The sequence below is a fragment of the Bradyrhizobium sp. ORS 375 genome, assembly GCF_000239775.1.
Classification (GTDB): domain Bacteria; phylum Pseudomonadota; class Alphaproteobacteria; order Rhizobiales; family Xanthobacteraceae; genus Bradyrhizobium.
In genome coordinates this window covers 1-25,742 of record NZ_CAFI01000025.1, presented here as the reverse complement: position 1 = coordinate 25,742, position 25,742 = coordinate 1, and the positions used below count along the sequence as shown (strand labels likewise).

The following is a 25,742-nucleotide window of genomic DNA, read 5'->3' as shown; positions in this document are numbered from 1 at the left end:
ATGACGTGTCGTCCGCGACGGGGCCAACAAGCCGGTCCCCGGGAAGAGCGCGTATAAATCGTAACACCATCGCGCAGGGAAGGCCGGGTGATCCCGGCTGAGCCTGTGGTTCTGCCGCGTGCTTATTTGTTGCACGCGGACCGCAGGTGCCAGTCGGCACCTGGCCTTCCCTGCGCCCTCTGTTCGAGGAGGGCGAGATGTCGGGCATCACTCGGGCGCGGATCGCGTGGCGGGAGCGATGGGGCGCGTCTTGCGCAAGGTGTCTCCACGATACGGTTGGTCTTGTGTCGCGTGATGTTCGCCACGGGCGTCATTGCGAGCGGAGCGAAGCAATCCAGAGTCGCGCGCGCAGCCCCTGGATTGCTTCGCTGCGCTCGCAATGACGGAGTTTGGGGTGGGCGGCGTGGGTTGGGCCGCGCTGTCGTTGGGGATGACGCAGGTTGGCGAGGGCGCAGGTGTCCTACCGTAACTCCCCGGGGAACCGCCCCGGTCACACTCCCGTGTGGACGGCCTGCGCAGGCGGGAAAGTCTTGGCACGGTGCGTGCCTCATGGATGCCTTTGTGGTAGGGTGAACATCCGGGCAACCTGGAGAGACTGTTGAGCGGCCTCACGAACGAGCCGGCCTCGCCGGCAAGCAGCACTCCCGATCGGCTTTCCAGCGATGCCCTCGCGCGGCTCAAGCTGGCGCAGGCGCTGCAGCGGGCGCGGCTCGCCATCGCCTGGGAGCAGGGCTGGCCGCATCTGGCGCGGTTGCTCACGGTCATCGGCCTGTTTCTGATCGTCTCCTGGGCCGGGCTGTGGCTCGGCCTGCCACTGCTGGCGCGGGCGGTCGGCGTCGTGCTGTTCGTTCTGTTGTTTCTTGGCGCCGCGGTCCCGGCGCTGCGCTTCCGCTGGCCGACGCGCGAGGAGGGCCTGGCGCGGCTCGACCGCGGTTCGGGCATCGCCCATCGTCCCGCCACCGCGCTGACCGACACGCTGTCCACCCAGGATCCGATTGCGCGGGCGCTGTGGCAGGCGCAGCGCGAGCGCACGCTCGCCTCGATCAAGCGCATCCGCGCCGGCACGCCGCGGCCGCGGCTGTCGCTGCATGATCCCTGGGCGGTGCGCGCGCTGGTCATCGTGCTGCTGGTCGCGACCTGGTTTGCCGCCGGCGACGAGCGGAGGCTGCGCATCGCCGCGGCGTTCGACTGGAACGGCGTGCTGACGACGGTGCCGATCCGGGTCGATGCCTGGGTCAAGCCGCCGCTCTACACCGCGAAGCCGCCGATCATCCTCTCCTCCGCCAACAAGGAAGGCGCGGTGCCGGCGAGCGGTCCGATCGTGGTGCCCGCGGGCTCCACCCTGATCGTGCGCTCCAGCGGCGCCACGCTCGACGTGATCACCTCGGGCGGCGTCGCCGAGGCCGCGCCAAGCGAGGTCGCCGCCGGCGAGGCCGCGCCCAAGGGCACGACCGAGAAGCATTTCCTGATCAAGACCGACGGCACCGCCCATGTGCGCGCGCCCTCCGGCCAGCCGCAATGGGCCTTCACCGCGACGCCGGACAAGCCGCCGGTCATCAGCATGGCCAAGGACCCCGAGCGCCAGGCGCGCGGCTCGCTGAAACTGTCCTACAAGCTCGAGGATGATTACGGCGTCACCGAAGCCAAGGCCAGGATCACCGCGCGCGCCGCCGACAAGCCTGCCGACGCGCCGGCCGCGCGGCCGCTGTTCCAGCCGCCGGAGTTTGCCCTGGTGCTGCCGAATGCGCGGACCCGCAACGGCGTCGGCCAGACCGTCAAGGATCTCAGCGAAGACCCTTACGCCGGCGCCGAGGTCACGATCACGCTGACCGCCAAGGACGAGGCCGGCAACGAGGGCAGGAGCGAGCCGTTCGACACCCGCCTGCCGGAGCGGCTGTTCACGAAGCCGCTGGCGCGGGCCCTGATCGAGCAGCGCCGCATTCTCGCGCTCGACGCCAACCGCAATGGCGACGTGTTCACCGCGCTGGACGCGCTGGCGATCGCGCCCGAAATGTTCACGCCCGACCCCGGCCAGTATCTCGGCCTGCATTCGGTGACCCGCCAGCTCGAAGCCGCGCGCACCGACGATGCGCTGCGCGAGGTGGTCGCGAGCCTGTGGTCGCTCGCCGTCACCATCGAGGACGGCAACATCTCCGACGTCGAGAAGGCGCTGCGCGCGGCGCAGGACGCGCTCAAGCAGGCGCTGGACCGCGGCGCCAGCGACGACGAGATCAAGAAGCTCGCCGATGATCTGCGAAAGGCGATGGACAACTACATGCGCCAGCTCGCCGAGCAGTTGCGCAACAATCCGCAGATGTCGCAGCGGGCGCCCGATCCCAACACCAAGTTCGTGCGGCCGCAGGACCTGCAGAACATGATCGACCGCATGGAGCGCATGGCGCGCTCCGGCGACAAGGACGGCGCGCGCGAGCTGCTCGAGCAGCTGCAGCAGATGCTGGAGAACCTGCAGACGGCGCGGCCCCAGCAGGGCGGCGACAACGAGATGGAGCAGGCGCTCAACGAGCTCAACGACATCATCCGCAAGCAGGATCAGCTGCGCAACAAGACCTTCAAGAAGGGCCAGGATTCCCGGCGCGAGCGCGGCCGCAATCAGCGCGACCAGGGCCAGGTGCCGCTGCCCAAGGAGGTCGAGCTGATCCTGAAGAAGTCGAAGGAGCTGCGCGAGAAGACGCTCAGCGCCTCCCCCGAGGAGCTGGAGAGCATCCTGAAGCAGCAGGAAAGCCTCAAGACCCAGCTCCGCAATTGGCGCGACTCGCAGGGAGCGCGGTGACGCATGATGAACCGCAGGATTGATCGACAGGGATCGCCGGCGGCGCCGGCGCGGAGCTTTCGCCGCCGCCGCGCCCGCGCGCTGCTGCAGGCGAGCGTGCTTGCCGGGTGCTGCCTGATCGCGGCGCCCGCCTTCGCCGAGGCGCTGGACGAGTATCTCGACAAGGCCGAGCAGGCCATGCAGGACTCGATCGACAGCCTCAAGAACAAGAGCACCAGCGAGAGCGCCAACCATCAGTCGTCGGCCATCCGCGAGCTCGAACGCTATCTGACCGGCGACCTGCAGCAGGAGCAGCAGGCGCTGCGCGACCGGCTGAAGCAGCTGCAGGAGCAGCTCGCCAAGCGCGGCATGAACCCGAAGGCCGAAAAGGGCCAGAAGGGCGAGAAAGGTCAGAAGGGCCAGCAGGGACAGAAGGGACAACCGGGCCAGCAGGGGCAGCAGGGCGATCCCGGTGACGACGGCGATCAGGGCGACGGCGGCGACGGTCTCGACGAGGCCGATGGCGCGATGGGCGACGCCGGCAGTCAGCTCGGCGAGAACAATGCCGATGGCGCGGTGGAGTCGCAGGGCAAGGCGCTGGACGCGCTGCGCAAGGGCGCGCAGAGCCTCGCCGAGGCGATGCAGCAGGGCGATGGCGACCAGCCGGGCGACGGTCCGGGCCAGGCGCCCGGGCGGCAGGCCGGGTCGCCGCCGACCGATCCGCTCGGCCGGCCGCTGCACGGCCGCGACGTCGACGATTTCTCGCAGAAGATCCCCGGCGAAATCGACGTGCAGCGCGTCCGCCGCATCCTCGAGGAGCTGCGCCGCCGCTCCGCCGATCCGTCGCGGCCGCAGATCGAGCTCGACTACATCGAGCGGCTGCTGAAGGATTATTGATCAGGTGTGCCGAGATCGTGGATGACGGGCGCCAGAGTTCTCGAGGAGATATCGAGCCTCGCCAGCGTGATCGGCAGCTTGAAGCGGCGCGGCCCGGCGCTGCCCGGATTGAGATAGAGCACGCCGCCCACGGTCTCGATCCGGGCGCGATGCGAATGGCCGGAGATGACGGCGTCGATGCCTTCAGCGGCCGGATCGATCCCCAGATTGTGAACATCGTGCACGACGTAAAAGGTGCGGCCGCCGAGGCCGATCGTCTCGGTCTCGGCGTAAGCCTTGGCCCAATCCGCCGTATCGATATTGCCGCGGATCGCGGTGACCGGCGCGATCCGGCGCAGCCGCTCGATGATCTCGGGCCGGCCGATGTCGCCGGCATGAATGATGTGATCGACCCCGGCCAGCCGCCGCTCCGCCTCCGGCCGCAACAGGCCGTGCGTGTCGGAGATGATCCCAAGCCTCAGCATGTCAGCCTGCCCCGACGGGCGTTGCCGCCGCCACATGTCGCCGGCATGGCGCGCGGCTCAGGCAATCTGAAGGATCTCCAGCTCCTGTCCGGTCACCTCGACGACATCGCCGACCGCCTTGCCGATCAGCCGCTGCGCCACCGGCGAGACGTGCGAGATCGTGCCGCGCTTCGGATCGGCCTCGTCCTCGCCGACGATCCGATAGGTCTGGGTGCGGCCGTCGCCGCGCCGGAACGTCACCGTGCTGCCGAACGCGATCGCCTCGGTCGAGGCGGGCTGCGGCATCAGCTGGGCGGTGCGCAGCCGGGCCGCGAAATAGCGCGCGTCGCGCAGCGGCAGCGCCGCTTCGCGGCGGCGCTCGTTGACGTCGGCGATCGCCTGCGCGGCCTCGTAGGCCGCCTGCGCCTCGCGCAGCTGATCCTGCAGCGCCTTCAGGCCGGCGTCGGTGACGAGATTCGGATGCGGCGACACCGGGCGGTCCGGCAGCATCGTCTCCGCCGCGGTCTCGGCGCTCTCTTCCTTGGTGAATGCAACGCTCACGCGGCGGGTCTCCTGCGGCCGTGGGTGCTGCCGCCGTCGAACAGAGATCATGCCGGCCATCAGGATTTCAAGTGGGTCGCTTCGGCCTCCCGGCCCCGTCGCAATGCGCCAGCCGCGCGGCGAATCGGGGTCTGCAGCCGCCGGAGGCTGTCGGCACGGCCCGCGCCGGCACGATCAGGAGCACACCGATGACCATCCGCATCGTCGACGTCCGCGAGGTGACCAAGCCGATCTCGTCGCCGATCCGCAACGCCTATATCGACTTCACAAAGATGACGTCGAGCCTGGTCGCCGTCGTCACCAATGTGGAGCGCAACGGGCGTCCGGTCGTCGGCTACGGCTTCAATTCCAACGGCCGCTACGGCCAGGGCGGCCTGATCCGAGAGCGCTTTCGCGCGCGCCTGTTGGAGGCCGATCCGGTCGCGCTGCTCGATGCGACCAAGGACAACATCGATCCCGACAAGGCCTGGGCGGCGATGATGACGAACGAGAAGCCCGGCGGTCACGGCGAGCGCTCGGTCGCGGTCGGCACGCTCGACATGGCGATCTGGGACGCGGTGGCGAAGATCGCCGACAAGCCGCTGTTCCGCCTGCTCGCCGAACGTCACGACCGCAAGGCCGATCCGCGCGTGTTCGTCTACGCCGCCGGCGGCTATTACTATCCGGGCAAGGATCTCTCGGCGCTGCGCCGCGAGATGCGCGGCTATCTCGAGCGCGGCTACACTGTCGTGAAGATGAAGATCGGCGGCGCGCCGATCGACGAGGACCGCCAGCGCATCGAGGCCGTGCTCGACGAGATCGGCCCGAACAATCAGCTCGCCGTCGACGCCAATGGCCGCTTCGACCTGGAGACCGCGATCGCCTACGCCAAGATGCTGCGCGACTATCCGCTGTTCTGGTACGAGGAAGCGGGCGATCCGCTCGACTATCATCTGCAGGCGACGCTGGCCGGTTTCTATCCCGGACCGATGGCCACCGGCGAGAACCTGTTCAGCCACCAGGACGCGCGCAATCTGATCCGCTACGGCGGCATGCGCCCGGACCGCGACTGGCTGCAATTCGACTGCGCGCTGTCCTACGGCCTGTGCGAATATCTGCGCACGCTCGACGTGCTCGACGCGTACGGCTGGTCGCCGTCCCGCTGCATCCCGCATGGCGGCCACCAGATGTCGCTGAACATCGCCGCCGGCCTCGGCCTCGGCGGCAATGAGAGCTATCCGGATCTTTTCCAGCCCTATGGCGGCTTTCCCGACGGCGTGAAGGTGGTGGACGGCCACATCACGATGCCCGACCTCCCGGGCATCGGCTTCGAGGGCAAGTCGGATCTGTACGCGGAGATGCGTGCCTTGAGCGCGTGAGATGAAGGCAGGTTTTACGTGCGGCTCAGTCCTCCAGCAGATTGTCCCGTAACGTCGTGCCGGTGTATCGCGTCCGAAACCGGCCGCGGCGCTGCAGCTCAGGCACGACGAGGTCGGCGAACTCCTCGAAGCAGCCGGGCGTGTAGGTCGCCGCCAGCATGAAGCCGTCGGCGCCGCCTTCGTCCATGTACTGCTCCATCTGGTCGGCGATGTCCTTGGCGGTGCCGACCGCGACCGGCATGCCCATGCCCTGCGCATAGATCATCGCCGCCTCCTTGACCGTCACCGGCGCGCCACCCTTGGCGTAGATGATGGACTCGAACAGGCCCTGGATGCCCGGCACCTCGATATTCTGCACGATCGCGTCGCCGTCGAATTTCGAGAAGTCGAGCCCGAAATGACCGGACATCCAGGCCAGCGCGCCCTCGGGCGGAATGCACTCCTTGATCCGCGCATATTTCTCCTGCGCCTCCGAGCGCGTCTCTGCGACCACCGTCTGCAGGCCGTAGATCAGTTTCACCGAGCCCGGCTTGCGGTCGAACTTGCCGGCGAGCCGCTCGTTGAGGTCGGTCGCATATTGCTTCATGCGCGCGACGTTCGGATGCACGGCGAAGATCGCCTCGGCGTGCTTGGCGGCGAAGTCGCGCCCCTGGTTCGAGGAGCCGGCCTGCCACAGCACCGGACGCCCCTGCGGCGACGGCGCGCAGAAGTGCCGGCCGTGGCACTTGTAGTATTTGCCCTCGTGGTTCACGACCTTGATCTTGGCCGGATCGGCATAGACGCCCGAGGCCTTGTCGGCAATGATCGCATCCGGCTCCCAGGAATCCCACAGCTGGTAGCAGACCTCCATGTACTCCTCGAGCCGGTCGTAGCGGCCGCTGCGCTCGGTCATGGTGTGGCCATAGGCGTCCCATTCGCTTTTGGAGTAGGACGACACGATATTCCAGGCGATGCGTCCGTTCGAGAGATGGTCGAGGCTGGAGAGTCGGCGGCACATCGAATAGGGATGCTCGAACGCCGTCGACAGGGTGACGCCGACGCCGAGATGCTTCGTCGCCGTGGTGATGATCGGCACGATCGTCGACGGCTCGTGCGTCGGGCACTGCACCGCCCATTTCACGATCGCATCCGAGCTGTCCTCGTGGGTGTTGTAGGGCGCGAGCTCGTCGGCGATGAACATGGCGTCGAAGAGGCCGCGCTCCATGGTCCGCGCCATGTGCTGCCAATATTCGGGCCGGGCGAAATCCCAGCCGATCTTGTCCTTGACGTGGCGCCACATGCCGGTGGCGTGGCTGTTGACGCCGTGCTGGATGAATCCCAGAAGATGCGCCTTCTTCTTGGTGGTCGTCGTCATGCAATGCTCTCCCTGCGTCCGGAACTCATCCCGTCGGTCGTGAAATTCGGTGTGCGGTGGTCAGGCGCGCGTCTGCTCGACGAAGAAGGCGAGCCCGCATCCGGCCGCCGTCACCAGCGCGAGCAGCGGGCCGGCATAGATCATCGCGGGGCTGAAGCCGACGCCGGCAATGATCACGGCGGAGGCGATGACCGACACCGCGGCGAGGCTGCCATAGCCATAGTCGGGAACGTCGGTCGGCTCCGGCGCGCCGCTGCGATATTCGGCGATGGCGTTCTGCAGGCCGCGCCAGAAGCCCGCGAGGAAGAACAGCGTCACGAGAAGGCCGACGATGGTGATCAGGACGTACATGTTTGGCTCCTTTGGAAGATGAGAGGAACGGGCGCGCGGCCGCAGGCGCGCGCCGACGCATCTATTCGGCCGGCGCCGAGACTTCGTCGCCGATGCGACGCAGGCCCGCGAGATCGAAGTCCTTGCCGCCGATCAGGCCGGCGATGACGACGGTCAGGCCACTGATCGCCAGGATCGACAGCGTCCCGATCAGCTCGCCGGCCGTCGCGTAGATCGGCATGCCCACCGCGATCGCCAGCGCAATGCCGCCGACGAAGCCGACCATGTTGGTCTTCGGCCACAGGATCGACAGCACCAGCGGCAGCAGGATCGAGGTCTTCAGCGCATAGGTCGTCAGGACCAGGGTCGTGAAATCGAGGCCGGAGAGCACGATCAAAGTGGCGATGATGCCGCCCAGCAGCACCGACAGCTTGGTGATCACGAACAGGCTGCTCTCGGAGGTCTGCGGGAAGTAGCGCTTGACGATGTCGACGGCGACGACCGAGGACAGCGCGGCGCTGGCGCCGTCGATCGTCGAGTAGCAGGCGGCGAGGATGACCAGCACGTAGAGCAGTACCAGCGTCAGTCCGAGGCCGATATGCGAGACGATGTAGGGACCGACGGCGACTATGTCGCCGCCGAAATCCGCCGGCTTCAGACCATAGGCGATGCCGACCAGGCCGAGCATGCCGAGGCAGATCGGGATCGGATAGAACAGCGCGCCCGACCACAGGAATACGCGGCCGACGTCGCGGCTCTTGATCGCCCACACCTTCTGCCAGAACGTCTGGTCCGAGACCGTCGCCGCAAGAAGACCGAAGGCGAGCGTGATGCCGAAGCCCGCGGCCGCGTCGGGACGCAGCACCGACAAATTGCGCGCATCGGCGGCGCCGGCTGCCTTGAACACGGCCTCCGATCCGCCGGGGATTACGGCGTAGACTGCGGCGACCACGATCGCGGCGGGCACGGTGATCATCAGCGTGTTCAGCGTTCCCGTCATGACGCTGGTCCACAAGCCGCCGAAATAGGAATAGACCAGCACGCAGATGATGCCGACGACGGTCGCGACCTTCCAGTCGATCCCGAATACCGTCGAGACCACCACCGAGGTGCCCTTCAGGTTGATCAGGATCTCCAGGATGATGCCGAAGATCATCGTCACGGTCACGATCGCGGTCGCGACCTTGGACCGGCTGAAGCGGTACTCGATGAACTCGGAGATCGTGTAGCCTTCCGGCATGTTCTTGCGCAGGATGCGCGCGAACGGAATCATCGCCATCACGGCGAAGCCGTTCGGCACCACGAACCAGAACAGGCCGGACAGTCCCCATTGATAGGTCATGGCCGAGCTCATCATCACCGCCATGGCCCAGGTCCACACCGCGATGACGGAGCCGACGCCGAAGCCGAAACCGACGCGACGATCAGCGATGATGAAGTCGTGGGTGTTGCGAACGAGCAGGGTCTTCACGGCGTAGGACAGGGCCAGTGAGAACAGGCCTAGTCCGATCATCGACGCAAACCCGAGGGTCGGCGTCAGGCTCGGCATCGCGGCAAAGATAGACTTGTCCATTGCGATTTCTCCGGGGTTCAGGAAGTCGGGTGAAGCGTGTGGTAGCTGCGGGCGTGGTAGAGCAGCGGCGCGCCGTCGGCGCTGGCCAGCGCCGAGGTGACGTCGCAGAGCACGACGGCGTGGTCGCCGGATGGGATCAGCTCGACGATCTCGGCGCCGAGCTGTCCGAGCGCGCCGGCGATCAGCGGCGCCCGGCCCGGGCCCTCGATGGTGGCGACGTCGTCATAGGATCCGGGGGCACCCTTGCTGGCGAAGCGGTCGGATAGCGTCCGTTGCCCGGCGCTGAGAACGGCGATCCCCACGCTCAAGCCGACGCCGAGGCAGGCGTAGCTCTGGCTGCTCTGCGCGACACAGAACAGGACGCGTGGCGGCCGCAACGACACCGAGGTGACCGACGTGGCCGTGAAGCCGTGCAGGTGACCGTCGCGCCAGAACGCTACGACGCAGACTCCCGAGGCAAGTTGGCTGAACACGTCCTTGAAGCCTTGTCGCAGGCTGTCGGCGGCGGTGGTGGCAGCTTCGATCGTGCTCATGACATCTGGCCCTCGACGGCAAGTGTGCGATTGTCGCGCAGCGGCCGGATCACCTGCTTCATGAACGGCCCGGCATCGCGCATCGGGTCGTCGAACTGGCAGACGATGCGATCGAGACCCATCGCCTGCAGCTTGGGAATGCGGCTACGGATGTCGTCGAACGATCCGATCAGGCCGAGCTCGAAGCCGGCGTTGGAATCGACCATCTGCTCTTCGCCGAGCGAGGCCCACGCTGCGGCGCCTGAGCCGCCGATCACCTTGCGGAAGAAGTCGATCGTTTGCGGATTGCGGCGCCCGACCACGCTCTTCCAGCGCTGGCGAGCCTGCTCGGAGCTTTCCGTTGCGATGACGTAGGCGTTGGCGGCAATCAGAACCGTGCGGCCCCAGCTGTTGGCCTCCTGTCGGACCGCTTCGATACGCCGCTTCAACTCGTCGTCACCCATGCCGTTGAGGAACAGGCAATGACCCCACTCGGCAGCCATCCGCATGGCGCGATCGGAATGGCCGGCAATCCAGACCTCGGGCATTGCGCTCTTGTCGAGCCCGAAGGTCGGCGGCTGCTGAATCCCGATCGGGGCGTCGTCATCCCCGATGATCTCGGCAGGCGGCTGGAACAGTCCGTAGAGCGAGCGCAGGAACTCGGCGGCGCGATCGTAGCGGCCGTCATGATCCAGCCAATCGACGCCGGAGAGATCGAACTCCTCCTTCCACCAGCCGCACACGATGTTCATGCCGAGCCGGCGCTCGGCGATCTTCGACAGCGTGTCGAGCATGCGGGCCACGAGGAAAGGGGAGCGGAAGCCGGGCTTGATGGCGCCGCACAGCCCGACCTTGCTGGTGACGGCGGCGATCGCCGCGAGGATGCTCCAGGCGTCTGCGACGCTCTCGCTCGGACCATGAATGCAGTTGAGCAGGTTCTCTGAGGCGTAGAGAAAATCGAAGCCGAGCGCCTCGGCCTGCTGCGCGATGGCGAGGCAGGCGGCAACGTCGGGTCCGGTCGGTGCGTCCAGCGAACGCAGCCAGCCGCCATAGACCGGAAGCCAGATCCCGAACTCCATCACGCGTCCCCGCATGCTGTGAAGGGGAAGCGCGGACCACGATCGTGGATCGGTGACTCATCGGCTGTTGTCGCAGAAGGTGCAGACGGCATGTCGTTGCTGTCCTCGCTCGAAAACCAACTGCGAAGTAATTAGCAAGCGTCTTGCCAAGACCGGGCGCGCACCGGCTGTCGCGGCTGCGTGCCGAAAATAACAGCGCGTCTGATCGGAAATGCGCCCGAAAATGCCCGCTCTCGGAGCAACTCATCAGTACATATTCATTCAGTTCATGGGCACTGAAGTGTATGAATGACCAGGCGCCGCTTTCGATGCTGGTCTCCGCGAGGATGAAACGAATTCATCGAAAGCCAGGAGATTGACTGGTTTGATGGCAGGCATGCCCGGGAACTGGTTGGAATTTGTTCGGGCTGCGCACTCGCCCGCCGGCCTGATGTCGCTGAGGCCGAGGAGATTCCATGACCTTCGAGCAGATGAGGATCTTCCTCGAAGCCGCTCATTTTGGCAGCTTCACCCACGCCGCCGAGCGTCTCGGCCTCACGCAGTCCGCGGTCAGCGTCTCGATCAAGAAGCTCGAGGAGAAGCTCGACGTTCCCTTGTTCGACCGTTCGGGCCGCCGGCTGATGCTGACGGATGCCGGCCAGGTGCTGTTGAACGAGGCCGAGCGGATCCTGCGCGACGTCGAATTGACGATGCGTCGCGTCGAAGGCCGCCGGCCGCTGGCGCAGTCGGCGCTGGTCGCCTGCACGGCGAGCGCCTATGATTTCTGGATGCCGCAGATGCTGGCCCGAGGCGGCTCCGGCGCGCACGGCGTCGATCTCGTGCGTGGCGGCGTCAACGAGGTCGCGGCCTATGTGATGCGTGGCACCGCAGATGCCGGTGTCACCAGTGCGATGCCGAGTCACCCGCAGTTCCAGCAGGTCGCCGTGTTTGCTGACCGGCTGGTGCTCTGCGCTCATCCGGACCGCGCGCAACGGGTGCCCGACGATCTCGGCTGGAAGGCACTCGGCGAGCAGGCGCCATTGCTGTGGGAGCATGGCGAATTGACCCAGATGCTGGTCGCGACGCTGGTGTCGCATCGGCTCGAGCCGGAGCGCGTCGCGCATCCCGTGTTGAAGCTCTCGTCCAGCACGGCGGTGATCTCAGCGCTGCTCGGCGGCCGCCATATCGGCTTCGTCTCCGACCGCGCCGCGCAGCCGTGGATCTCGTCCGGCCGGCTCGTGCGGATCGGGACGCTCGAAATCCCCGTGCGCTACTGGCTGTTCGGTCTGCGCGAGCACAATATTGATCGCTTCGTGTCGCTGTTCGGCGGCCGGGGCGAATAAGAATCGTGGAGGAATCCTGGACTGCTTCGCTGCGTTTGTAATGACGGATGAGAGAGGTGAGGCACTCTCGACGATCATTGCCAAAGCACGAGCGTTGGTGAGACTCTCATATGGTGTACCACCCCCGCCCGTCGTCCCGGCGAACGCCGGGACCCATAACCCCAGGGAGGAGTGATTGCGCGCGAGGGAGGACCAGCGTCGCACTTCAACGGCCGCCGGTGGTTATGGGTCCCGGCGTTCGCCGGGACGACAGCTGAGGATGCCGGACGAGCGAGGATCGCAGCTATCAAGCGAAGGCCGACGCATGAGCCGTCCGAACCTTCGTCTTGCGGTCCGTAGGCGCGCGGCGGCCGCCCTATGCCTTGGCTGCCTTCGACGCCAACGCATCGGCCACCGCTGTGCGGATGTCCGCGACCGAGAACGGCTTGGTGATCACGTCATGTGCGATCGCATTCAAATTCGATGCCCGCTCGCGCTGATGCGCGAAGCCGGTCATCAGCAGGATCGTCAGGTCCGGAAAGTCGCGTGCGGCCGACAAGGCTAGCGCGATGCCGTCCATGATGGGCATCTGGATGTCGGTCAGCAGCAGGTCGAAGGCGCCGTTTTCGCGGGTGAGGATGTCGAGCGCCTCGGCGCCGTCCTGCGCGGTGACGGTCTCGTGCCCGTCCATTGCGATCGCGCGGGCGACCAGGGTCCGCATCGAATCTTCATCGTCGGCGATCAGCACGCGCGACATGTCATCGTCTCTCCGTCTCGTGGGCCCCGCGGGCGAGCCACGAGACCATCCTTATCATGCACTGCCGGCGGCGAGATCGCGCCGGTTGAAGAACCGTATATCGATATTGCGCCCTTCGGGAGGGGGCGAGGCGAGGCGCGACTTGAAGGGGATGCGCTCGCCAGGCTTGAGCACAGTCTGCTCGAGCAGTGTGTTCCAGGCGTAGATCTCGGCACCCTGTGCGTCGCGGACGCTGAAGCGCAGCCGAGGCAGGTCGACCGCCTTCTTGGTCGTGCTCACGATCGTGCCTTCGATCACCAGCACCGGCTTGCCGTCGACAGTCTCGGTCGCCAGCTTCACGTCCTTGAAGGCGGCTCCGCGCAGGTTCACCTCCAGCCCGACCAACTTGTAGAGCGACGCGGTCTGCGGCATCAGCTTGACCACGTCGGCGCGCCACACCACGAGCGCGATCGTGAGCGCTGCCATGGCAGCGGTCAGCGCCGGCAGGTTGAACACCTTCTTGCCCGGGAAGTCCGGCAAGGCCGGACGCTTGATCAGCTTACGGAGGCTTGCGAGCCGCCCCTGGGCCGGAGGCTCGGCATCGGCGGGGACATCATCGGCCTCCTCAGCAACGGCATCTTCGGGCCAGCCTGCGGCGATGGACGGGCTTTCCACTTCGGGCGGCTGCTCGTCGGGCTCCTCGCGGGCGAGAGCCTCCCATTCGTCGGCGGCATCACGCGGAGCAGATGCCGCGCCGGCCTCGGCCATCGCCGGGATCGGCGCCGGAGCCTCGACCGCATCCTCCGGGTGCGCCAGCCAGACCTCCCTGCACCGGGAACACCGCACGCTGCGGCCGGCCATACCCAGGGTTGCCAGATCGATGGCATAAGATGTCGCGCAATGGGGGCAAACGATGAACATGGCGCCTGTTCTCCAACGGGCATTGCCGCTTTGTTTCCGACAGTTCGTGCTACAAGGGCCGCCATGTCGACGAACCTCGGAACGCAATCGTGCCATTGGTACATGGCAACCATTAACGAACCGGAAACCATAACGGGCGCTCAATCGGGCGATCGTACCACCGGGCTTGCCGCGTGCGGATCGACCCCGCACGCTGTCGAACGGAGCTGACGCTTTGGTTCGGTTCGAAAATGTTGGGCTGCGCTATGGACTGGGGCCGGAGATCCTCCGCGACCTCACATTCGCGATTCCGGCCCATTCCTTCCAGTTTCTCACCGGCCCCTCGGGCGCCGGCAAGACCTCGCTGCTCAAGCTGCTGTTCTTGTCGCTGCGGCCGACCCGCGGCCTGGTCAACCTGTTCGGCTACGACATCTCGCTCTTGAGCAAGGAGGAGATCGCCGACCTGCGCAAGCGCATCGGCATCGTGCTGCAGGACTTCCGTCTGCTCGACCACATGACCACCTATGAAAACGTGGCGCTGCCGTTTCGCGTCATGGGGCGGGACGAATCGAGCTATCGCAAGGAGGTGATCGATCTCCTCAAATGGGTCGGCCTCGGCGAGCGCATGGATGCGTTGCCGCCGATCCTGTCGGGCGGTGAGAAGCAGCGTGCGGCGATTGCGCGCGCCGTGATCTCGCGGCCGCAGCTCCTGCTCGCGGACGAGCCGACCGGCAACGTCGATCCGACCTTGGGGCGCCGCCTGCTGCGGCTGTTCATCGAATTGAACCGCTCGGGGACGGCGGTGATCATCGCAACCCACGACATCACGCTGATGGACCAGTATGAGGCCCGCCGGCTGGTGCTGCATCAGGGACGATTGCACATCTATGAGTAGCGTGGACGATCGCGGCCTCCTGGTCGATCTGGGCGAGGACCGCCCGCAATTGCCGGCGCAGGCGCGCATCGTGTCGCCGATCGTGCCACGGGCGTCGATCGCGGGCCGTGCGCTGGTCGCCGTGGTCGCGATCATGACTTTCCTGGCCTCGATCACCACCGGCGGCGTGCTGCTGGTCAGCGAATCCGCGGCCGAGTGGCAGTCGGAGGTCGCGAGCGAGATCACCGTCCAGGTGCGTCCCAAGACCGGCCGCGATCTCGAGCGCGATATTGCCCTGGTCACCGAGGCGATGCGGGCGCAGTCCGGCATCGTCGAGGTCCGGCCCTTCACCAAGGAGGAGTCGAGCAAGCTTCTCGAGCCGTGGCTCGGCAGCGGCCTGTCGTTCGACGAGCTGCCGGTGCCGCGCGTCATCATCGCGCGGGTGCAGCCTGGCACCAGCTTCGATCTCAACGCGCTGCGCAGCCGCGTGATCCAGGTCGCGCCGACCGCCAGCGTCGACGACCATCGCGCCTGGATCGAGCGCATGCGCTCGATGACCGGCGCGACCTTGTTCGCCGGATTCGGCATTCTGGTGCTGGTGATCGCGGCCACGATCATCTCGGTGTCGTTCGCGACCCGAGGCGCCATGGCCGCGAACCGGCCGATCGTCGAGGTGCTGCATTTCGTCGGCGCGGGCGACCGCTACATTGCCAATCATTTCCTGCGCCACTTTCTGCAGCTCGGCCTGGAAGGCGGCGTAATCGGCGGTGGGCTGGCGATGCTCGGCTTCGGCTTCTCGGAGTCGATCGCGAACTGGTTCTCCGGTACGCCCGTGGGCGATCAATTTGCGGCGCTGCTCGGCACCTTCTCGCTGCGTCCCCTGGGTTATGTAGCGATCGCGCTGCAGGCTGTCGTGATCGCCGCGGTGACCGGCTGGGCCGCCCGCCGGACCCTGTTCGCGACGCTGGCGAGCATCGACTGATGGCGGCTTCTGTCCAAAGCCGCCGTGTTGCGGATTTCACTTGGCCCGAAAACCGCCTAAAATCGTCTGCGCCGGGATGAGGCACGACGGGGTGAGCTGGGTCACGAACACGGTTGAGGTCGCGCGCCAGACTGCGCGGCGAGCGAACGTGATCGGGAGGCTGGCGAAACCCGCCTGCAGTCCCGGACTTGAAGGACGGGATCGCGCGACGGCATGGGGCCGCGCGCAGGCAGGCAGGGACACGCCAGGCGTTGCATGGGGCCGCAGACCGACGATAGCAGGCGCAGGCTGCCGCTCTATATGGTGGCGGGCCGGACGCTCGCGGGCCTGGTGGCTACGCTCGGCCTCGGCTTCTTCATCGCCGCGGTTGGCTTCGTCGGCTTCCTGTCGCAATTGCGCGGCGCCGAGATCAAGCCCGAGCGCAAGGCCGACGGCATCGTGGTCCTGACCGGCGGCTCGTCGCGGGTGTCGGACGCGGTGGAGCTGCTGGCGGGCGGCTATGGGCGGCGGCTGTTGATCTCCGGCGTCCATCCCACCAACGAGGCCAGCGACATCACCCGTTCGCTGCCCGAGGCGCGCTCGTTCATCAATTGCTGCGTCGATCTCGATTATTCCGCGATCAACACCCGCAGTAACGCGGCGCAGGCCCGACGCTGGGCGGCCGAGCGCGGCTTCAAGTCGCTGATCGTGGTGACCTCGAACTATCACATGCCGCGCGCCATCGTGGAGCTGTCGCACGCGATGCCGAGCATGGACCTGATCCCCTATGCCGTCGTCGGCGAGAAATGGCGCGACGAGCCGTGGTGGACCAGCGGAGCGACCTTGCGGCTGCTGCTGTCCGAATATGCCAAATATGTCGCCGCCGAGGCGCGGCTGCGGCTCGCCGATCTCGGCATTGATCTCGTGCCCGAGAGCGAGCTCCCGACCGGCGCGATCTCGCGCCGTCCGGCGACGGCGCAAGCCAATTGAACTGGGTTCCCGATGGTTTTGATCTTCCTGCGTTCGCTGCTGTTCAACATCCTGTTCTATCCGAACTTCGTGTTCTGGCTGCTGGTCGCGCTGCCGACCCTGGCCATGCCGCGCGCGGCGCTGCTGCGCGTGGCGAACTGGTGGGCGCAGAGCAACATTTTCTTGATGCGCGTCGTCTGTAACATCCGCGTCGAGTATCGCGGCACCGAGAAGATCCCGAAGGGGCCGCTGATCGTGGCCGCCAAGCATCAGTCGATGTGGGAGACGATCTCGCTGCTGCACTTCTTCGACGCACCGTTTTTCGTGCTCAAGCGCGAGCTGCTGCGCATCCCCTTGTTCGGCCAGTATCTGATCAAGGCGAACATGGTCGCAATTGACCGCAGCTCCGGCGCCCGCGCCCTGAAGCAGGTGATGCGGCGCGCCGCCGAGGAGGTGAAGCACGGCCGGCAGTTCGTGATCTTTCCCGAGGGCACGCGGCGTCCGGCTGGCGCTCCGCCGGACTACAAGGGCGGCGTTGGCCTGATCTACACCGATTGCGGCGTGCCCTGCCTGCCGGTCGCGCTGAATTCGGGCCTGTTCTGGCCGCGCCGCACGTTCCTGCGCTATCCGGGCACGCTGGTCGTGGAGTTTCTTGATCCGCTGCCGCCGGGCCTGCCGCGGGACGAGTTCATGACCCGGCTGCAGAACATGATCGAAGAGGCGACCGGTCGTCTCGTCGCAGCTGGGCAGGCCGAGCAGGCGCAGCTGTTCGGGCGCGTGCCGGCGGAGGTGCAGGCTTGACGCGCGCTATCGCGCATCCCCGTGCGGATGCAGCGAGTGGCCGTCGTCATGCAGCATCGTCGCCAGACGATGCAGCTGCGCATCGCGAAAGCCTTGCGCTTCGATCGCCTTCACGGTCGAGATCACGTAGTCGCGATTGGCGCCGGACTGGCCGTGACCCTGGCGCACATGGCGCAATTGCTCCTGCAGCGACAGCCGGCCGGCATATTGCACATGGCCGCGATCGACCACGTAGACCAGCGCGCTCACCCGCTCGCGTGCGTCATTCTCCAGCCACACCGAGCGCGTCACCTCGCGGTACACCGAGGTCACCTGCTCGCGGGCGCGCAGATAGGCGATGGTCTCGTCGCGCTTCTCGGCCGCTATGCGAAACGCGATGCCTCGACACGCGCCGCCGCGATCGAGTCCGAGCACGAGGCCCGGCTTTTCAGGCGTGCCGCGATGGACGAAGGAGTAGACGCACAGCGCGCGATGCTCGCCGATCAGCCGCGCCGGCACCTGTTCGACGTGGTCGAAGCCGGGCCGCCACATCAGCGAGCCATAGCCGAACACCCAAAGGTCGCCCTGGGGAAGATCGCGTTCGGAGAGAGTCATTGCGGACATGACAGCGGACGCCTAAGTGTGGTGCTCGCGAATTGTTAATTTATGTACACAATCCGTGATCGCGGAATCGCCAAAATTGCTGCCCAAAGGGTGTCCTGCATGTCTCGTTTGCCGCAAGCGCGCCGCAGGCGCCCGCTCTGGGGGCTTTTCATCGCCCCAATCCTGCTCCTGATCGCCGCCGTCGCGTGGAGCGCCTTCTGGTTCTTCGCTGCTTCGCAGGTCGATGTCCAGGCCGACGCCTGGCGTGCGCGCGAGGCGAAGGCCGGCCGCGTCTATGATTGCGCCAAGCGCTCGGTGGCCGGCTTCCCGTTCCGCCTCGAAGTCCGCTGCTCGGATCCGAGCGTCGCCCTGTTCTCGCAGGCGGCCGGCACGCCGTTGATGAACGCCAAGCTCGACGAGATCCTGGTCGTCGCGCAGGTGTGGGATCCGAAGCGGATCATCGCGGAGTTCAAGGGGCCAGCCACGATCGCTGACGGGCGAAGTCCGGCCTCGTTCACTGCGAATTGGAGCACGGGGCAGGCTAGTGTCCGCGGTCTGCCGGGCCCGCTGCAGCGGGCTGATCTGGTGTTCGAGCAGCCGACCATCGACCGTATCGAGGGCAATGCCGCCGTGCCGGCCGCGCGCGCCGATCACGCCGAATTGCACGGCCGGCTCGCCGAGGGCACGCCGTCGGATCAGCCGGTGCTGGAAACGGCGCTGCAGATTGCGAACGGCAGCATTCAGGGCAGTCACCCGCTGCTCGCCGAGCCGTTCAACACGGATATCCAGGCCCGCGTCACGGGCCTCAAGGACTTTCGTCCCAAACCCTGGCCCGAGCGTTTTCGTGAGATCCAGGCGGCGGGCGGTCATGTCGAAATCGTCCAGGCGCGCATCCAGCAGGGCGAGCTGCTCGCCATCGCCGCCGGCACGCTCGCCCTGACCGCCAATGGCAACATTGATGGCGAGGTGCAGATGACGGTGGCCGGCATCGAAAAGGTGATCCCGGCGCTCGGCCTCGACAAGATGCTCGAGAACGGCGTGCCGCAGGGGACGCTCGACCGTGTCGCGCCCGGCGTGAAATCGCAGGACGTCAACAATCTGCTCGGGGCGCTCGACCGCGCCATTCCCGGCCTCGGCAAGGTGGTCAAGCAGAACGCCAATGTCGGCGTCGCGCTCGGCATCAATGCGCTCGGCAAGGAGACCACGCTGGAGGGCCGCAAGGCGCGGACGTTCCCCTTGCGCTTTTCCGATGGCGCCGTGGTGCTCGGTCCGTTCAAGGTCGCCCGCGTTCCTCCGCTGTTCTGAGCTCAGTGCTTCTTGAGCTGCGGCAGCGGCCGGCCGAAATCCGGCGCCGCCGAATCCTGGCCGATATCCACGATGCCGCGGCGGATCGCGCGGGTGCGGGTGAAGTGATCGAACAGCGCCTCGCCGTCGCCGCGCCGGATCGCCCGCGTCAGCTTCGAGAGGTCCTCGGTGAAGGTGCCGAGCATGTCGAGCACGGCGTCCTTGTTGCTCAAAAAAATGTCGCGCCACATCGTCGGGTCCGAGGCGGCGATGCGGGTGAAGTCGCGGAAGCCGCCGGCGGAGAACTTGATCACCTCGGACTCCGTCACCTGCGCCAGCTCGTCGGCGGTGCCGACGATCGTGTAGGCGATCAGATGCGGCAGATGGCTGGTGATCGCGAGCACGCGGTCGTGATGATCCGGCGTCATGATCTCGACCTTGGCGCCGAGCGCCGCCCAGAATGCGCGAAGACGATCGATCGCGCCGGCATCGACGCCTTCAGGCGGCGTCAGGATGCACCAGCGGTTGATGAACAGCTCGGCGAAGCCGGAGTCGGGACCCGAATTCTCCGTGCCGGCCACGGGGTGCGCCGGGACGAAGTGAATGTTCGCCGGCAGATGCGGAGCCATGTCGCGGACGATTGCGCCCTTGACCGAACCGACGTCGGAGACGACGGCGCCCGGCTTCAGATGCGGCGCGATCTCGGCCGCGACCGGGCCGCAGGCGCCGACGGGAATGCAGAGGATGACGAGGTCGGCATCCTTCACCGCTTCCGCGTTGGTCGCGACGACCCGGTCGACGATGCCGAGCTCGGCGACGCGCGCCCGCGTCTTCTCCGAACGCGCGGTCGTAACGATCTCGCCGGCCACGCCTTGCAAGCGCGCCGCGCGCGCGATCGAGCCGCCGATCAGGCCGAAGCCGATCAGCGCGATGCGTTCGAACCGTCCCGCGACGCTCACTTCGCCCTCATGAATTCGCTGAGCGCCTCGACCACCAGGCGGTTGGCCTCTTCGGTGCCGATCGTCATGCGCAACGCATTCGGCAGCTTGTAATTGGCGAGCGCGCGCAGCACCAGGCCGCGACGCGTCAGGAACTCGTCGGCCTCGACCGCGGTCTTGCCCTTGTCGGTCGGGAAGTGGATCAGGATGAAATTGGTGACGCTCGGCGTCACCTTCAGCCCGAGGGCGCCAATCTGGTCGGTCAGCCAGTTGCGCCATTTCTCGGTGTAAGTCTTCGACATCTGCTGATGCGCGGTGTCCTCGATCGCCGCGACCGCCGCGAGCATCGCAGGCGAGGAGACGTTGAACGGCCCGCGGATGCGGTTGATGGCGTCGACGATGTGCGCCGGGCCGAACATCCAGCCGACGCGCAGGGCGGCCAGACCGTGAATCTTGGAGAAGGTGTGCGTCACCACCGTGTTCTCGGTGGTCGCGACCAGCTCGATGCCGAACTCGTAGTCGTTGCGCGAGACGTAGTCGGCATAGGCGGCGTCGAGCACCAGCACGACATGCGAGGGCAGGCCGTTGCGCAGCCGCTTGACCTCGTCGAACGGGATGTAGGTGCCGGTCGGATTGTTCGGGTTGGCGAGCCAGACCAGCTTGGTGCGCGGCGTCACCGCGGCGAGGATGGCATCGACGTCGGTGCGGTAGTCCGTCTCGGGCGCGACGACGTTCTTCGCGCCGCAGGCCATGGTCGCGATCGGATAGACCAGGAAGCCGTGCGCGGTGGAGATCGCCTCGTCGCCCTCGCGCAGGAACGTGTGCGCCAGCAGATTGAGGATCTCGTCCGAGCCGGCGCCGCAGACGATGCGGTCGGGATCGAGGCCGTAGGTCCGGCCGATCGCCTCGCGCAGCACCCGCGAGGTGCCTTCCGGATAATCCTCGAGATGGCCGGCCGCGCTCTTGAAGGCGTCGATCGCTTTCGGCGACGGGCCGAACGGGGTCTCGTTGGCCGACAGCTTGAACACCTTGCGGCCCGGCTCCGGCTTCGGGCTTTTGCCGGGCGTGTAGGGCGCGATGTCGAGAATGCCGGGGTTCGGCACGGGGCGGTTCATCATCAACTCCGAAGGATAGTCACTGGCGCGCGGCGTCTCAGCTGGGAACCGTATAGCGTTTCGCATGGCCGCCGACGAGGGCCGCGGAGCGCACCGAGGCGCCGGCCGCGATCAGCGCCGCCTTGATCTTGTCGAGGTCCGCCGGCGCCTCGATCGACACCAGCAGGGCTGCGCCATCGAAGGCGGTATCGGGCACCGCGATGACGTCGGCGAGCGGCGACAGCGCCCGCGACACCTGCGCATTCCAGCCGGACACGCGGATGCTCCAGGTCTCGACCTCCAGCACCAGCGCGTCGTCGGCGACGCGCGACACCGCGAACACCGGCAGTGCGGCGGGATGGTCGGCACGCTCGATGAAGGGCATCCGCGCGATGATCTTCGGCGCGCCCGCGGGCTCGAGCGTGATCCACCACGGCGTATGCCCTGAGGTGGTCGACACCAGCGCGAGATCTCCCTTCGAGCGCGCCACCGCCTCGACTGCGGCCTGGGCGCTGAAATGCGGCACATAGGGCACCACGAAGCCGAAATGGAACCGGGCGGAATCGCGCATCGCGGACTCGCCGACCGACACGTCGGCATGCACCGAGAACGGCGCCTGCACATAGGTGAAGGTCGAGACGATCACGCGCCAGATGCCCTCGACGGTGTCGAGCGGCAGGATGCCGCGATGCCGCTGCACCAGGCGGCGCATCATGTCGGCCTCGCGCGCCGGGCGGAACGCCGAGCCGACCTCCTGGGTCTTCTTGACTTTGATCAGCCGGTCGATGATGTCGGCCCGGTTCATCAGGAGCTGATGCACCTGCTCGTCGATCGCGTCGATCTCCTTACGCAGATCGGCGAGCGAGGGCGGGGCGGGCGGCGGGTTCGACATGGTCGGCGTCACTCTTCGCGGGCCACCGGGAAACGTGCGGCCACAGGGAACGGATGCCGTTCTCTCCGATGCGCCGGGCCTGCGCAACAGCAAGTTTACCTTGTGCTGCCTAGGCTTGGCTGGTCTGCAGCCCGGATTGCAGCCTTGGCGCGCCCGGTCGGCGGTCAACCCCAGCTTGCCTTGACGAGGAGCGCCCGCGGGACTAGTTTCTGCCTGTTCCGTGGTCATTTGAGCCGGCCGGCTTGCAGCCACGTTAAACAATTCGCTAAACAGGCCGGGGACGTTATCGATCCCGGCCGAACCCCAGTTCAGGCCGGGTTTTTCATGGCCTGATATGTCACGTGGTTCGGGAGCCCTGACCGGAAGGTGGGGGTGAGAGACATGACAGGCCTGACGCCGAAACCCACATCCGCGCTGCGCACGGTCGCGCCAGAGGAGCGCTCGCACGAGGTCGACCATCCGAGCTCGCTGGTCGCGATGTTCGATACGACCAAGCCGCTCAAGCTCGATTGCGGCATCGACCTCTCGCCGTTCCAGATCGCCTATCAGACCTATGGCGAGCTCAACGCCGACAAGTCCAACGCCGTCCTGATCTGTCACGCGCTGACCGGCGACCAGCATGTCGCCAACCGTCATCCCGTCACCGGCAAGCCCGGCTGGTGGGAGACGCTGGTCGGCCCGGGGCGTCCGCTCGATCCGGCGCGCTACTTCATCATCTGCTCGAACGTGATCGGCGGCTGCATGGGCTCGACCGGCCCGGCCTCGCTCAATCCTGCGACCGGCAAGGTCTGGGGTCTCGACTTTCCGATCATCACCATCCCCGACATGGTGCGCGCGCAGGCGATGCTGATCGATCATCTCGGCATCGACACGCTGTTCGCCGTGGTCGGCGGCTCGATGGGCGGCATGCAGGCGCTGCAATGGACGGTGGCTTATCCTCATCGCGTGTTCGCCAATCTCGCGATCGCCTGCGCGACGCGGCACTCGGCGCAGAACATCGCCTTCCACGAGCTCGGCCGCCAGGCCGTGATGGCCGATCCGGAATGGGATCACGGCCGCTACGCCGATAAAGGCATCCATCCGCATCGCGGGCTCGCGGTGGCGCGGATGGCCGCGCACATCACCTATCTCTCGGATGCCGCCTTGCATCGCAAGTTCGGCCGCCGCATGCAGGACCGCGAGCTGCCGACGTTCTCGTTCGACGCCGATTTCCAGGTCGAGAGCTATCTGCGCTATCAGGGCTCGTCCTTCGTCGAACGCTTCGACGCCAACTCCTATCTGTATCTGACGCGCGCGATGGATTATTTCGACATCGCGGGCGATCATGATGGCGTGCTGGCGGCGGCGTTTCGCGGCATCAGGACCCGCTTCTGCGTGGTGTCGTTCACCAGCGACTGGCTGTTTCCGACCTCGGAATCGCGCGCGCTGGTGCATGCGCTGAACGCCTCGAGCGCGCGGGTGTCGTTCGCGGAGATCGAGACCGACAAGGGGCATGACGCGTTCCTGCTCGATGTGCCCGAGTTCTTCGACATCGCCAGCGCGTTTCTCGACTCTGCCGGCAAGGCGCGTGGTCTCAAAGCGTCGAAGGGGAGCTGAGCCATGAGCCTGCAAGGTGTGCTGCCGCTGAACGGATTTTCCGGCGGCGAGCGACTGGCGTATCGGCCCGATCATCTGCTGGTCGCCAGCATGGTCGAGCGCGGCTCCAAGGTGCTCGACATCGGCTGCGGCGACGGCGATCTCCTGCAGCTGCTGGAGAGCCGCGGCATCGACGGCCGCGGCATCGAGCTGTCGCGCGAGGGCGTCAATCATTGCGTCGCCAAGGGGCTCGCCGTGGTGCAGGGCGATGCCGACACCGATCTCGTCGACTATCCCGACGACGCCTTCGACTACGTGATCCTGTCGCAGACCCTGCAGGCGACGCGCCGGCCTAAGGCCGTGCTGGAAAATCTGCTGCGCATCGGCCGCCGCGCCATCGTCACCTTCCCGAATTTCGGCTTCTGGCGGCTGCGCCTGCAACTGCTCGTCGGCGGCCACATGCCGCGCACCGACAACCTGCCCTTCACCTGGTACGACACGCCCAACATTCATTTCTGCACCATCAAGGATTTCGTGCAGCTCTGCGACGAGATCGGCGTCAAGATGGAGCGCGCCGTCGCACTCGACAGCTACGGCCGCCCCTTGCGCGTCGTCATGCCCTGGTGGTTCTGGAACATGTTCGGCGAGCAGGGCGTGTTTCTGCTGAGCCGCGGGGAGCGGCGCTAGGGGCGCCGTCCGCTGCCCAGTATGCTGTAGACGTTTGTGTCCCGCTCTCTCAACCGTCATGGCCGGGCTTGTCCCGGCCATCCACGTCGTGCGGCACCCTGAGAACCACGTGGATGCCCGGGACGGAGCCCGGGCATGACGAGTAACCCAATTGGCGACATGGGACGGAGTGGGTGATGGTCGACCTCTCTCCACCGTCATGGCCGGGCCTGTCCCGGCCATCCACGTCGTGCGGCATCCTGAGAACCGCGTGGATGCCCGGGACTGCGCCCGGGCATGACGAGCAAATCAGTTGCCATATTGCTCGTGACAATGGCTCGTCGTAGTATCCCGCGATGGCGGGTGGCTACGTGTACTTCATGACCAATCGTCCCAATGGCACGCTCTATGTCGGCGTGATCAGCAATCTTGTGCAACGCGTCTATCAGCATCGATGCGGTCTGGTCGACGGCTTCACCAAGCGATATGGCTTGAGGCGGCTGGTCTACTTCGAGATCTTCGACGATATCCAGAGCGCGATCCAGCGCGAGCACAACATCAAGCATTGGTCGCGCGCGTGGAAGGTTGGGCTGATCGTTGCAGGCAATCCCGACTGGGACGATCTCTACGACACGATCGTGATGTAGATCGCGGATGCGGAGCGACGTGGATGGCCGGGACAAGCCCGGCCATGACGAGCTTGGGGTTGGCGATCTTCACTTTTCAAAGAGCGGATGGAAGGTGAGAGACATGATCCGACATCCCCGCCGCGCATCCGCGCCCGGGCTGTGCACCAGTCCCGCCCCCAAATAACGCAGAGGCGCAGGGAAGGCCGGATGCTGGCCGCACCCATGGCCCGCCTGCGAGAAAAAGTGCAGGCGGCAGGTACCACAGGTACGAGCCGGGACACCCGGCCTTCCCTGCGCGATGGCTGTACGGCTGCTTCGCGTTCTCCCCGGTGCGCCGGGCTTTCTGGCCACCGTCGTCGACGACATTCGTCGCCAACTTGATCCTAGCATCGGAGGATCAGGACCGCGCGACTTGACCGTGCGTGCCGAAATTGTTCGTCCGCGCGAGCGTACTCACGCGCAAGCCGACACGCCCATCGCATCCCGCACTCAGCGTTCGTGACGACCGCGATACGCCCCTCTTGCTGCGAGGCGGGACGGGCGGAAATGTGAAGGTGATTTGCCCGACGGTGCAAGCGCGGATCGTGCGACAAACTAACACGACGGGCAGTTCGCGCATGATGGTCATGCGGAAAATGCCCGTCGGGCAGAACGGCGGCGTTG

Annotated in this window: 26 protein-coding genes and 1 riboswitch; of the genes, 13 read left to right on the top strand and 13 right to left on the bottom strand. The window is 66.5% G+C overall.

From position 1 onward, the window contains the following. The first annotated feature begins 598 nt into the window (after positions 1–598). Positions 599–2,791 carry a TIGR02302 family protein gene (locus BRAO375_RS02205; RefSeq protein WP_009025812.1) on the top strand — a complete coding sequence of 731 codons (2,193 nt, stop codon included), beginning with the start codon at positions 599–601 and terminating at the stop codon, positions 2,789–2,791. A gap of 6 nt (positions 2,792–2,797) precedes the next feature. Next, positions 2,798–3,667, top strand: coding sequence for a DUF4175 family protein (locus tag BRAO375_RS02200; protein ID WP_244423096.1), 870 nt, complete (start codon positions 2,798–2,800; stop codon positions 3,665–3,667). Here BRAO375_RS02200 and BRAO375_RS02195 read toward each other — a convergent pair. Then, on the bottom strand, positions 3,661–4,131 hold the full coding sequence (locus BRAO375_RS02195) for a metallophosphoesterase family protein (RefSeq protein ID WP_035638468.1): 471 nt from the start codon (positions 4,129–4,131) through the stop codon (positions 3,661–3,663). The genes BRAO375_RS02200 and BRAO375_RS02195 overlap by 7 nt on opposite strands. 57 nt (positions 4,132–4,188) lie before the next feature. Then, a complete protein-coding gene (greA, locus tag BRAO375_RS02190) occupies positions 4,189–4,671 on the bottom strand; it encodes a transcription elongation factor GreA (RefSeq protein WP_009025809.1) in 483 nt (160 codons plus the stop codon). 188 nt (positions 4,672–4,859) lie between these two features. Here greA and BRAO375_RS02185 point away from each other — a divergent pair, with 188 nt between their 5' ends. Further along, a complete protein-coding gene (locus BRAO375_RS02185) occupies positions 4,860–6,029 on the top strand; it encodes a mandelate racemase/muconate lactonizing enzyme family protein (RefSeq protein WP_009025808.1) in 1,170 nt (389 codons plus the stop codon). 25 nt (positions 6,030–6,054) lie between these two features. On the opposite strand, the gene BRAO375_RS02180 is transcribed toward BRAO375_RS02185, so the two are convergent. From BRAO375_RS02180 to BRAO375_RS02160, 5 genes are all read right to left on the bottom strand, one after another. Continuing rightward, the gene (locus tag BRAO375_RS02180; RefSeq protein ID WP_009025807.1) at positions 6,055–7,383 is read right to left on the bottom strand and encodes an LLM class flavin-dependent oxidoreductase; all 1,329 of its coding nucleotides are present in this window, start codon (positions 7,381–7,383) and stop codon (positions 6,055–6,057) included. A gap of 60 nt (positions 7,384–7,443) precedes the next feature. Beyond that, complete coding sequence (locus BRAO375_RS02175) at positions 7,444–7,734, bottom strand: hypothetical protein (RefSeq protein WP_009025806.1); 291 nt, start codon at positions 7,732–7,734, stop codon at positions 7,444–7,446. 61 nt (positions 7,735–7,795) lie between these two features. Then, the gene (locus BRAO375_RS02170; RefSeq protein ID WP_009025805.1) at positions 7,796–9,286 is read right to left on the bottom strand and encodes a sodium:solute symporter family transporter; all 1,491 of its coding nucleotides are present in this window, start codon (positions 9,284–9,286) and stop codon (positions 7,796–7,798) included. Positions 9,287–9,303: 17 nt separating this feature from the next. Next, positions 9,304–9,819 carry a flavin reductase family protein gene (locus BRAO375_RS02165; protein WP_009025804.1) on the bottom strand — a complete coding sequence of 172 codons (516 nt, stop codon included), beginning with the start codon at positions 9,817–9,819 and terminating at the stop codon, positions 9,304–9,306. Continuing rightward, entirely contained in the window at positions 9,816–10,877 is a 1,062-nt protein-coding gene (locus BRAO375_RS02160) for an LLM class flavin-dependent oxidoreductase (protein ID WP_009025803.1), read from the bottom strand. The genes BRAO375_RS02165 and BRAO375_RS02160 overlap by 4 nt, the downstream gene beginning before the upstream one ends. Before the next feature lie 455 nt (positions 10,878–11,332). On the opposite strand from BRAO375_RS02160, the gene BRAO375_RS02155 reads away from it, so the two are divergent. After that, positions 11,333–12,199 (top strand): LysR family transcriptional regulator, encoded by an 867-nt coding sequence (locus BRAO375_RS02155; protein ID WP_009025802.1) that lies wholly within the window; start codon positions 11,333–11,335, stop codon positions 12,197–12,199. 355 nt (positions 12,200–12,554) lie between these two features. Here the strand turns inward: BRAO375_RS02155 and BRAO375_RS02150 are convergent, their stop codons facing one another. Together BRAO375_RS02150 and BRAO375_RS02145 are read right to left on the bottom strand one after the other, a co-directional pair. After that, positions 12,555–12,935 carry a response regulator gene (locus BRAO375_RS02150; RefSeq protein ID WP_006615650.1) on the bottom strand — a complete coding sequence of 127 codons (381 nt, stop codon included), beginning with the start codon at positions 12,933–12,935 and terminating at the stop codon, positions 12,555–12,557. 54 nt (positions 12,936–12,989) lie between these two features. After that, entirely contained in the window at positions 12,990–13,835 is an 846-nt protein-coding gene (locus BRAO375_RS02145; RefSeq protein WP_035638464.1) for an MJ0042-type zinc finger domain-containing protein, read from the bottom strand. A 214-nt stretch (positions 13,836–14,049) separates the two neighbouring features. Here BRAO375_RS02145 and ftsE point away from each other — a divergent pair, with 214 nt between their 5' ends. From ftsE to BRAO375_RS02125, 4 genes are all read left to right on the top strand, one after another. Continuing rightward, positions 14,050–14,709, top strand: a complete 660-nt coding sequence (gene ftsE / locus BRAO375_RS02140; RefSeq protein ID WP_009025800.1) for a cell division ATP-binding protein FtsE — start codon at positions 14,050–14,052, stop codon at positions 14,707–14,709. After that, the gene (locus tag BRAO375_RS02135; RefSeq protein ID WP_009025799.1) at positions 14,702–15,670 is read left to right on the top strand and encodes a cell division protein FtsX; all 969 of its coding nucleotides are present in this window, start codon (positions 14,702–14,704) and stop codon (positions 15,668–15,670) included. The genes ftsE and BRAO375_RS02135 overlap by 8 nt, the downstream gene beginning before the upstream one ends. A gap of 255 nt (positions 15,671–15,925) precedes the next feature. Further along, on the top strand, positions 15,926–16,639 hold the full coding sequence (locus BRAO375_RS02130; RefSeq protein ID WP_035638460.1) for a YdcF family protein: 714 nt from the start codon (positions 15,926–15,928) through the stop codon (positions 16,637–16,639). Between the two features lie 12 nt (positions 16,640–16,651). Next, positions 16,652–17,419: a lysophospholipid acyltransferase family protein gene (locus BRAO375_RS02125; protein ID WP_009025797.1), complete on the top strand. Its 768-nt coding sequence runs from the start codon at positions 16,652–16,654 to the stop codon at positions 17,417–17,419. 6 nt (positions 17,420–17,425) lie between these two features. Here BRAO375_RS02125 and BRAO375_RS02120 read toward each other — a convergent pair whose 3' ends face one another. Beyond that, a complete protein-coding gene (locus BRAO375_RS02120; RefSeq protein ID WP_035638457.1) occupies positions 17,426–18,022 on the bottom strand; it encodes a gamma-glutamylcyclotransferase in 597 nt (198 codons plus the stop codon). 99 nt (positions 18,023–18,121) lie between these two features. Here BRAO375_RS02120 and BRAO375_RS02115 point away from each other — a divergent pair, with 99 nt between their 5' ends. Then, complete coding sequence (locus BRAO375_RS02115; protein ID WP_009025795.1) at positions 18,122–19,306, top strand: DUF2125 domain-containing protein; 1,185 nt, start codon at positions 18,122–18,124, stop codon at positions 19,304–19,306. Positions 19,307–19,308: 2 nt separating this feature from the next. Here BRAO375_RS02115 and BRAO375_RS02110 read toward each other — a convergent pair whose 3' ends face one another. Genes BRAO375_RS02110 through BRAO375_RS02100 form a run of 3 tightly spaced genes read right to left on the bottom strand, consistent with a single transcriptional unit; the run spans position 19,309 to position 22,209 of the window. Further along, positions 19,309–20,244: a prephenate/arogenate dehydrogenase family protein gene (locus tag BRAO375_RS02110; RefSeq protein ID WP_009025794.1), complete on the bottom strand. Its 936-nt coding sequence runs from the start codon at positions 20,242–20,244 to the stop codon at positions 19,309–19,311. Then, a complete protein-coding gene (gene hisC / locus BRAO375_RS02105) occupies positions 20,241–21,338 on the bottom strand; it encodes a histidinol-phosphate transaminase (RefSeq protein ID WP_035638485.1) in 1,098 nt (365 codons plus the stop codon). The genes BRAO375_RS02110 and hisC overlap by 4 nt, the downstream gene beginning before the upstream one ends. Positions 21,339–21,375: 37 nt before the next feature. Further along, positions 21,376–22,209, bottom strand: a complete 834-nt coding sequence (locus tag BRAO375_RS02100; RefSeq protein WP_009025792.1) for a chorismate mutase — start codon at positions 22,207–22,209, stop codon at positions 21,376–21,378. A gap of 210 nt (positions 22,210–22,419) precedes the next feature. After that, positions 22,420–22,499, top strand: a riboswitch (SAM riboswitch). Between the two features lie 91 nt (positions 22,500–22,590). Here BRAO375_RS02100 and metX point away from each other — a divergent pair. The 4 genes from metX to BRAO375_RS38335 all read left to right on the top strand — a co-directional run. Continuing rightward, positions 22,591–23,805: a homoserine O-acetyltransferase MetX gene (gene metX / locus BRAO375_RS02095; RefSeq protein ID WP_035638454.1), complete on the top strand. Its 1,215-nt coding sequence runs from the start codon at positions 22,591–22,593 to the stop codon at positions 23,803–23,805. A 3-nt stretch (positions 23,806–23,808) separates the two neighbouring features. Further along, positions 23,809–24,471: a methionine biosynthesis protein MetW gene (gene metW, locus BRAO375_RS02090; RefSeq protein WP_009025790.1), complete on the top strand. Its 663-nt coding sequence runs from the start codon at positions 23,809–23,811 to the stop codon at positions 24,469–24,471. A 335-nt stretch (positions 24,472–24,806) separates the two neighbouring features. After that, complete coding sequence (locus BRAO375_RS02085; protein ID WP_009025789.1) at positions 24,807–25,097, top strand: GIY-YIG nuclease family protein; 291 nt, start codon at positions 24,807–24,809, stop codon at positions 25,095–25,097. 404 nt (positions 25,098–25,501) lie between these two features. After that, on the top strand, positions 25,502–25,742 hold a 241-nt coding region (locus BRAO375_RS38335), incomplete at its 3' end, for a hypothetical protein (protein ID WP_210161264.1).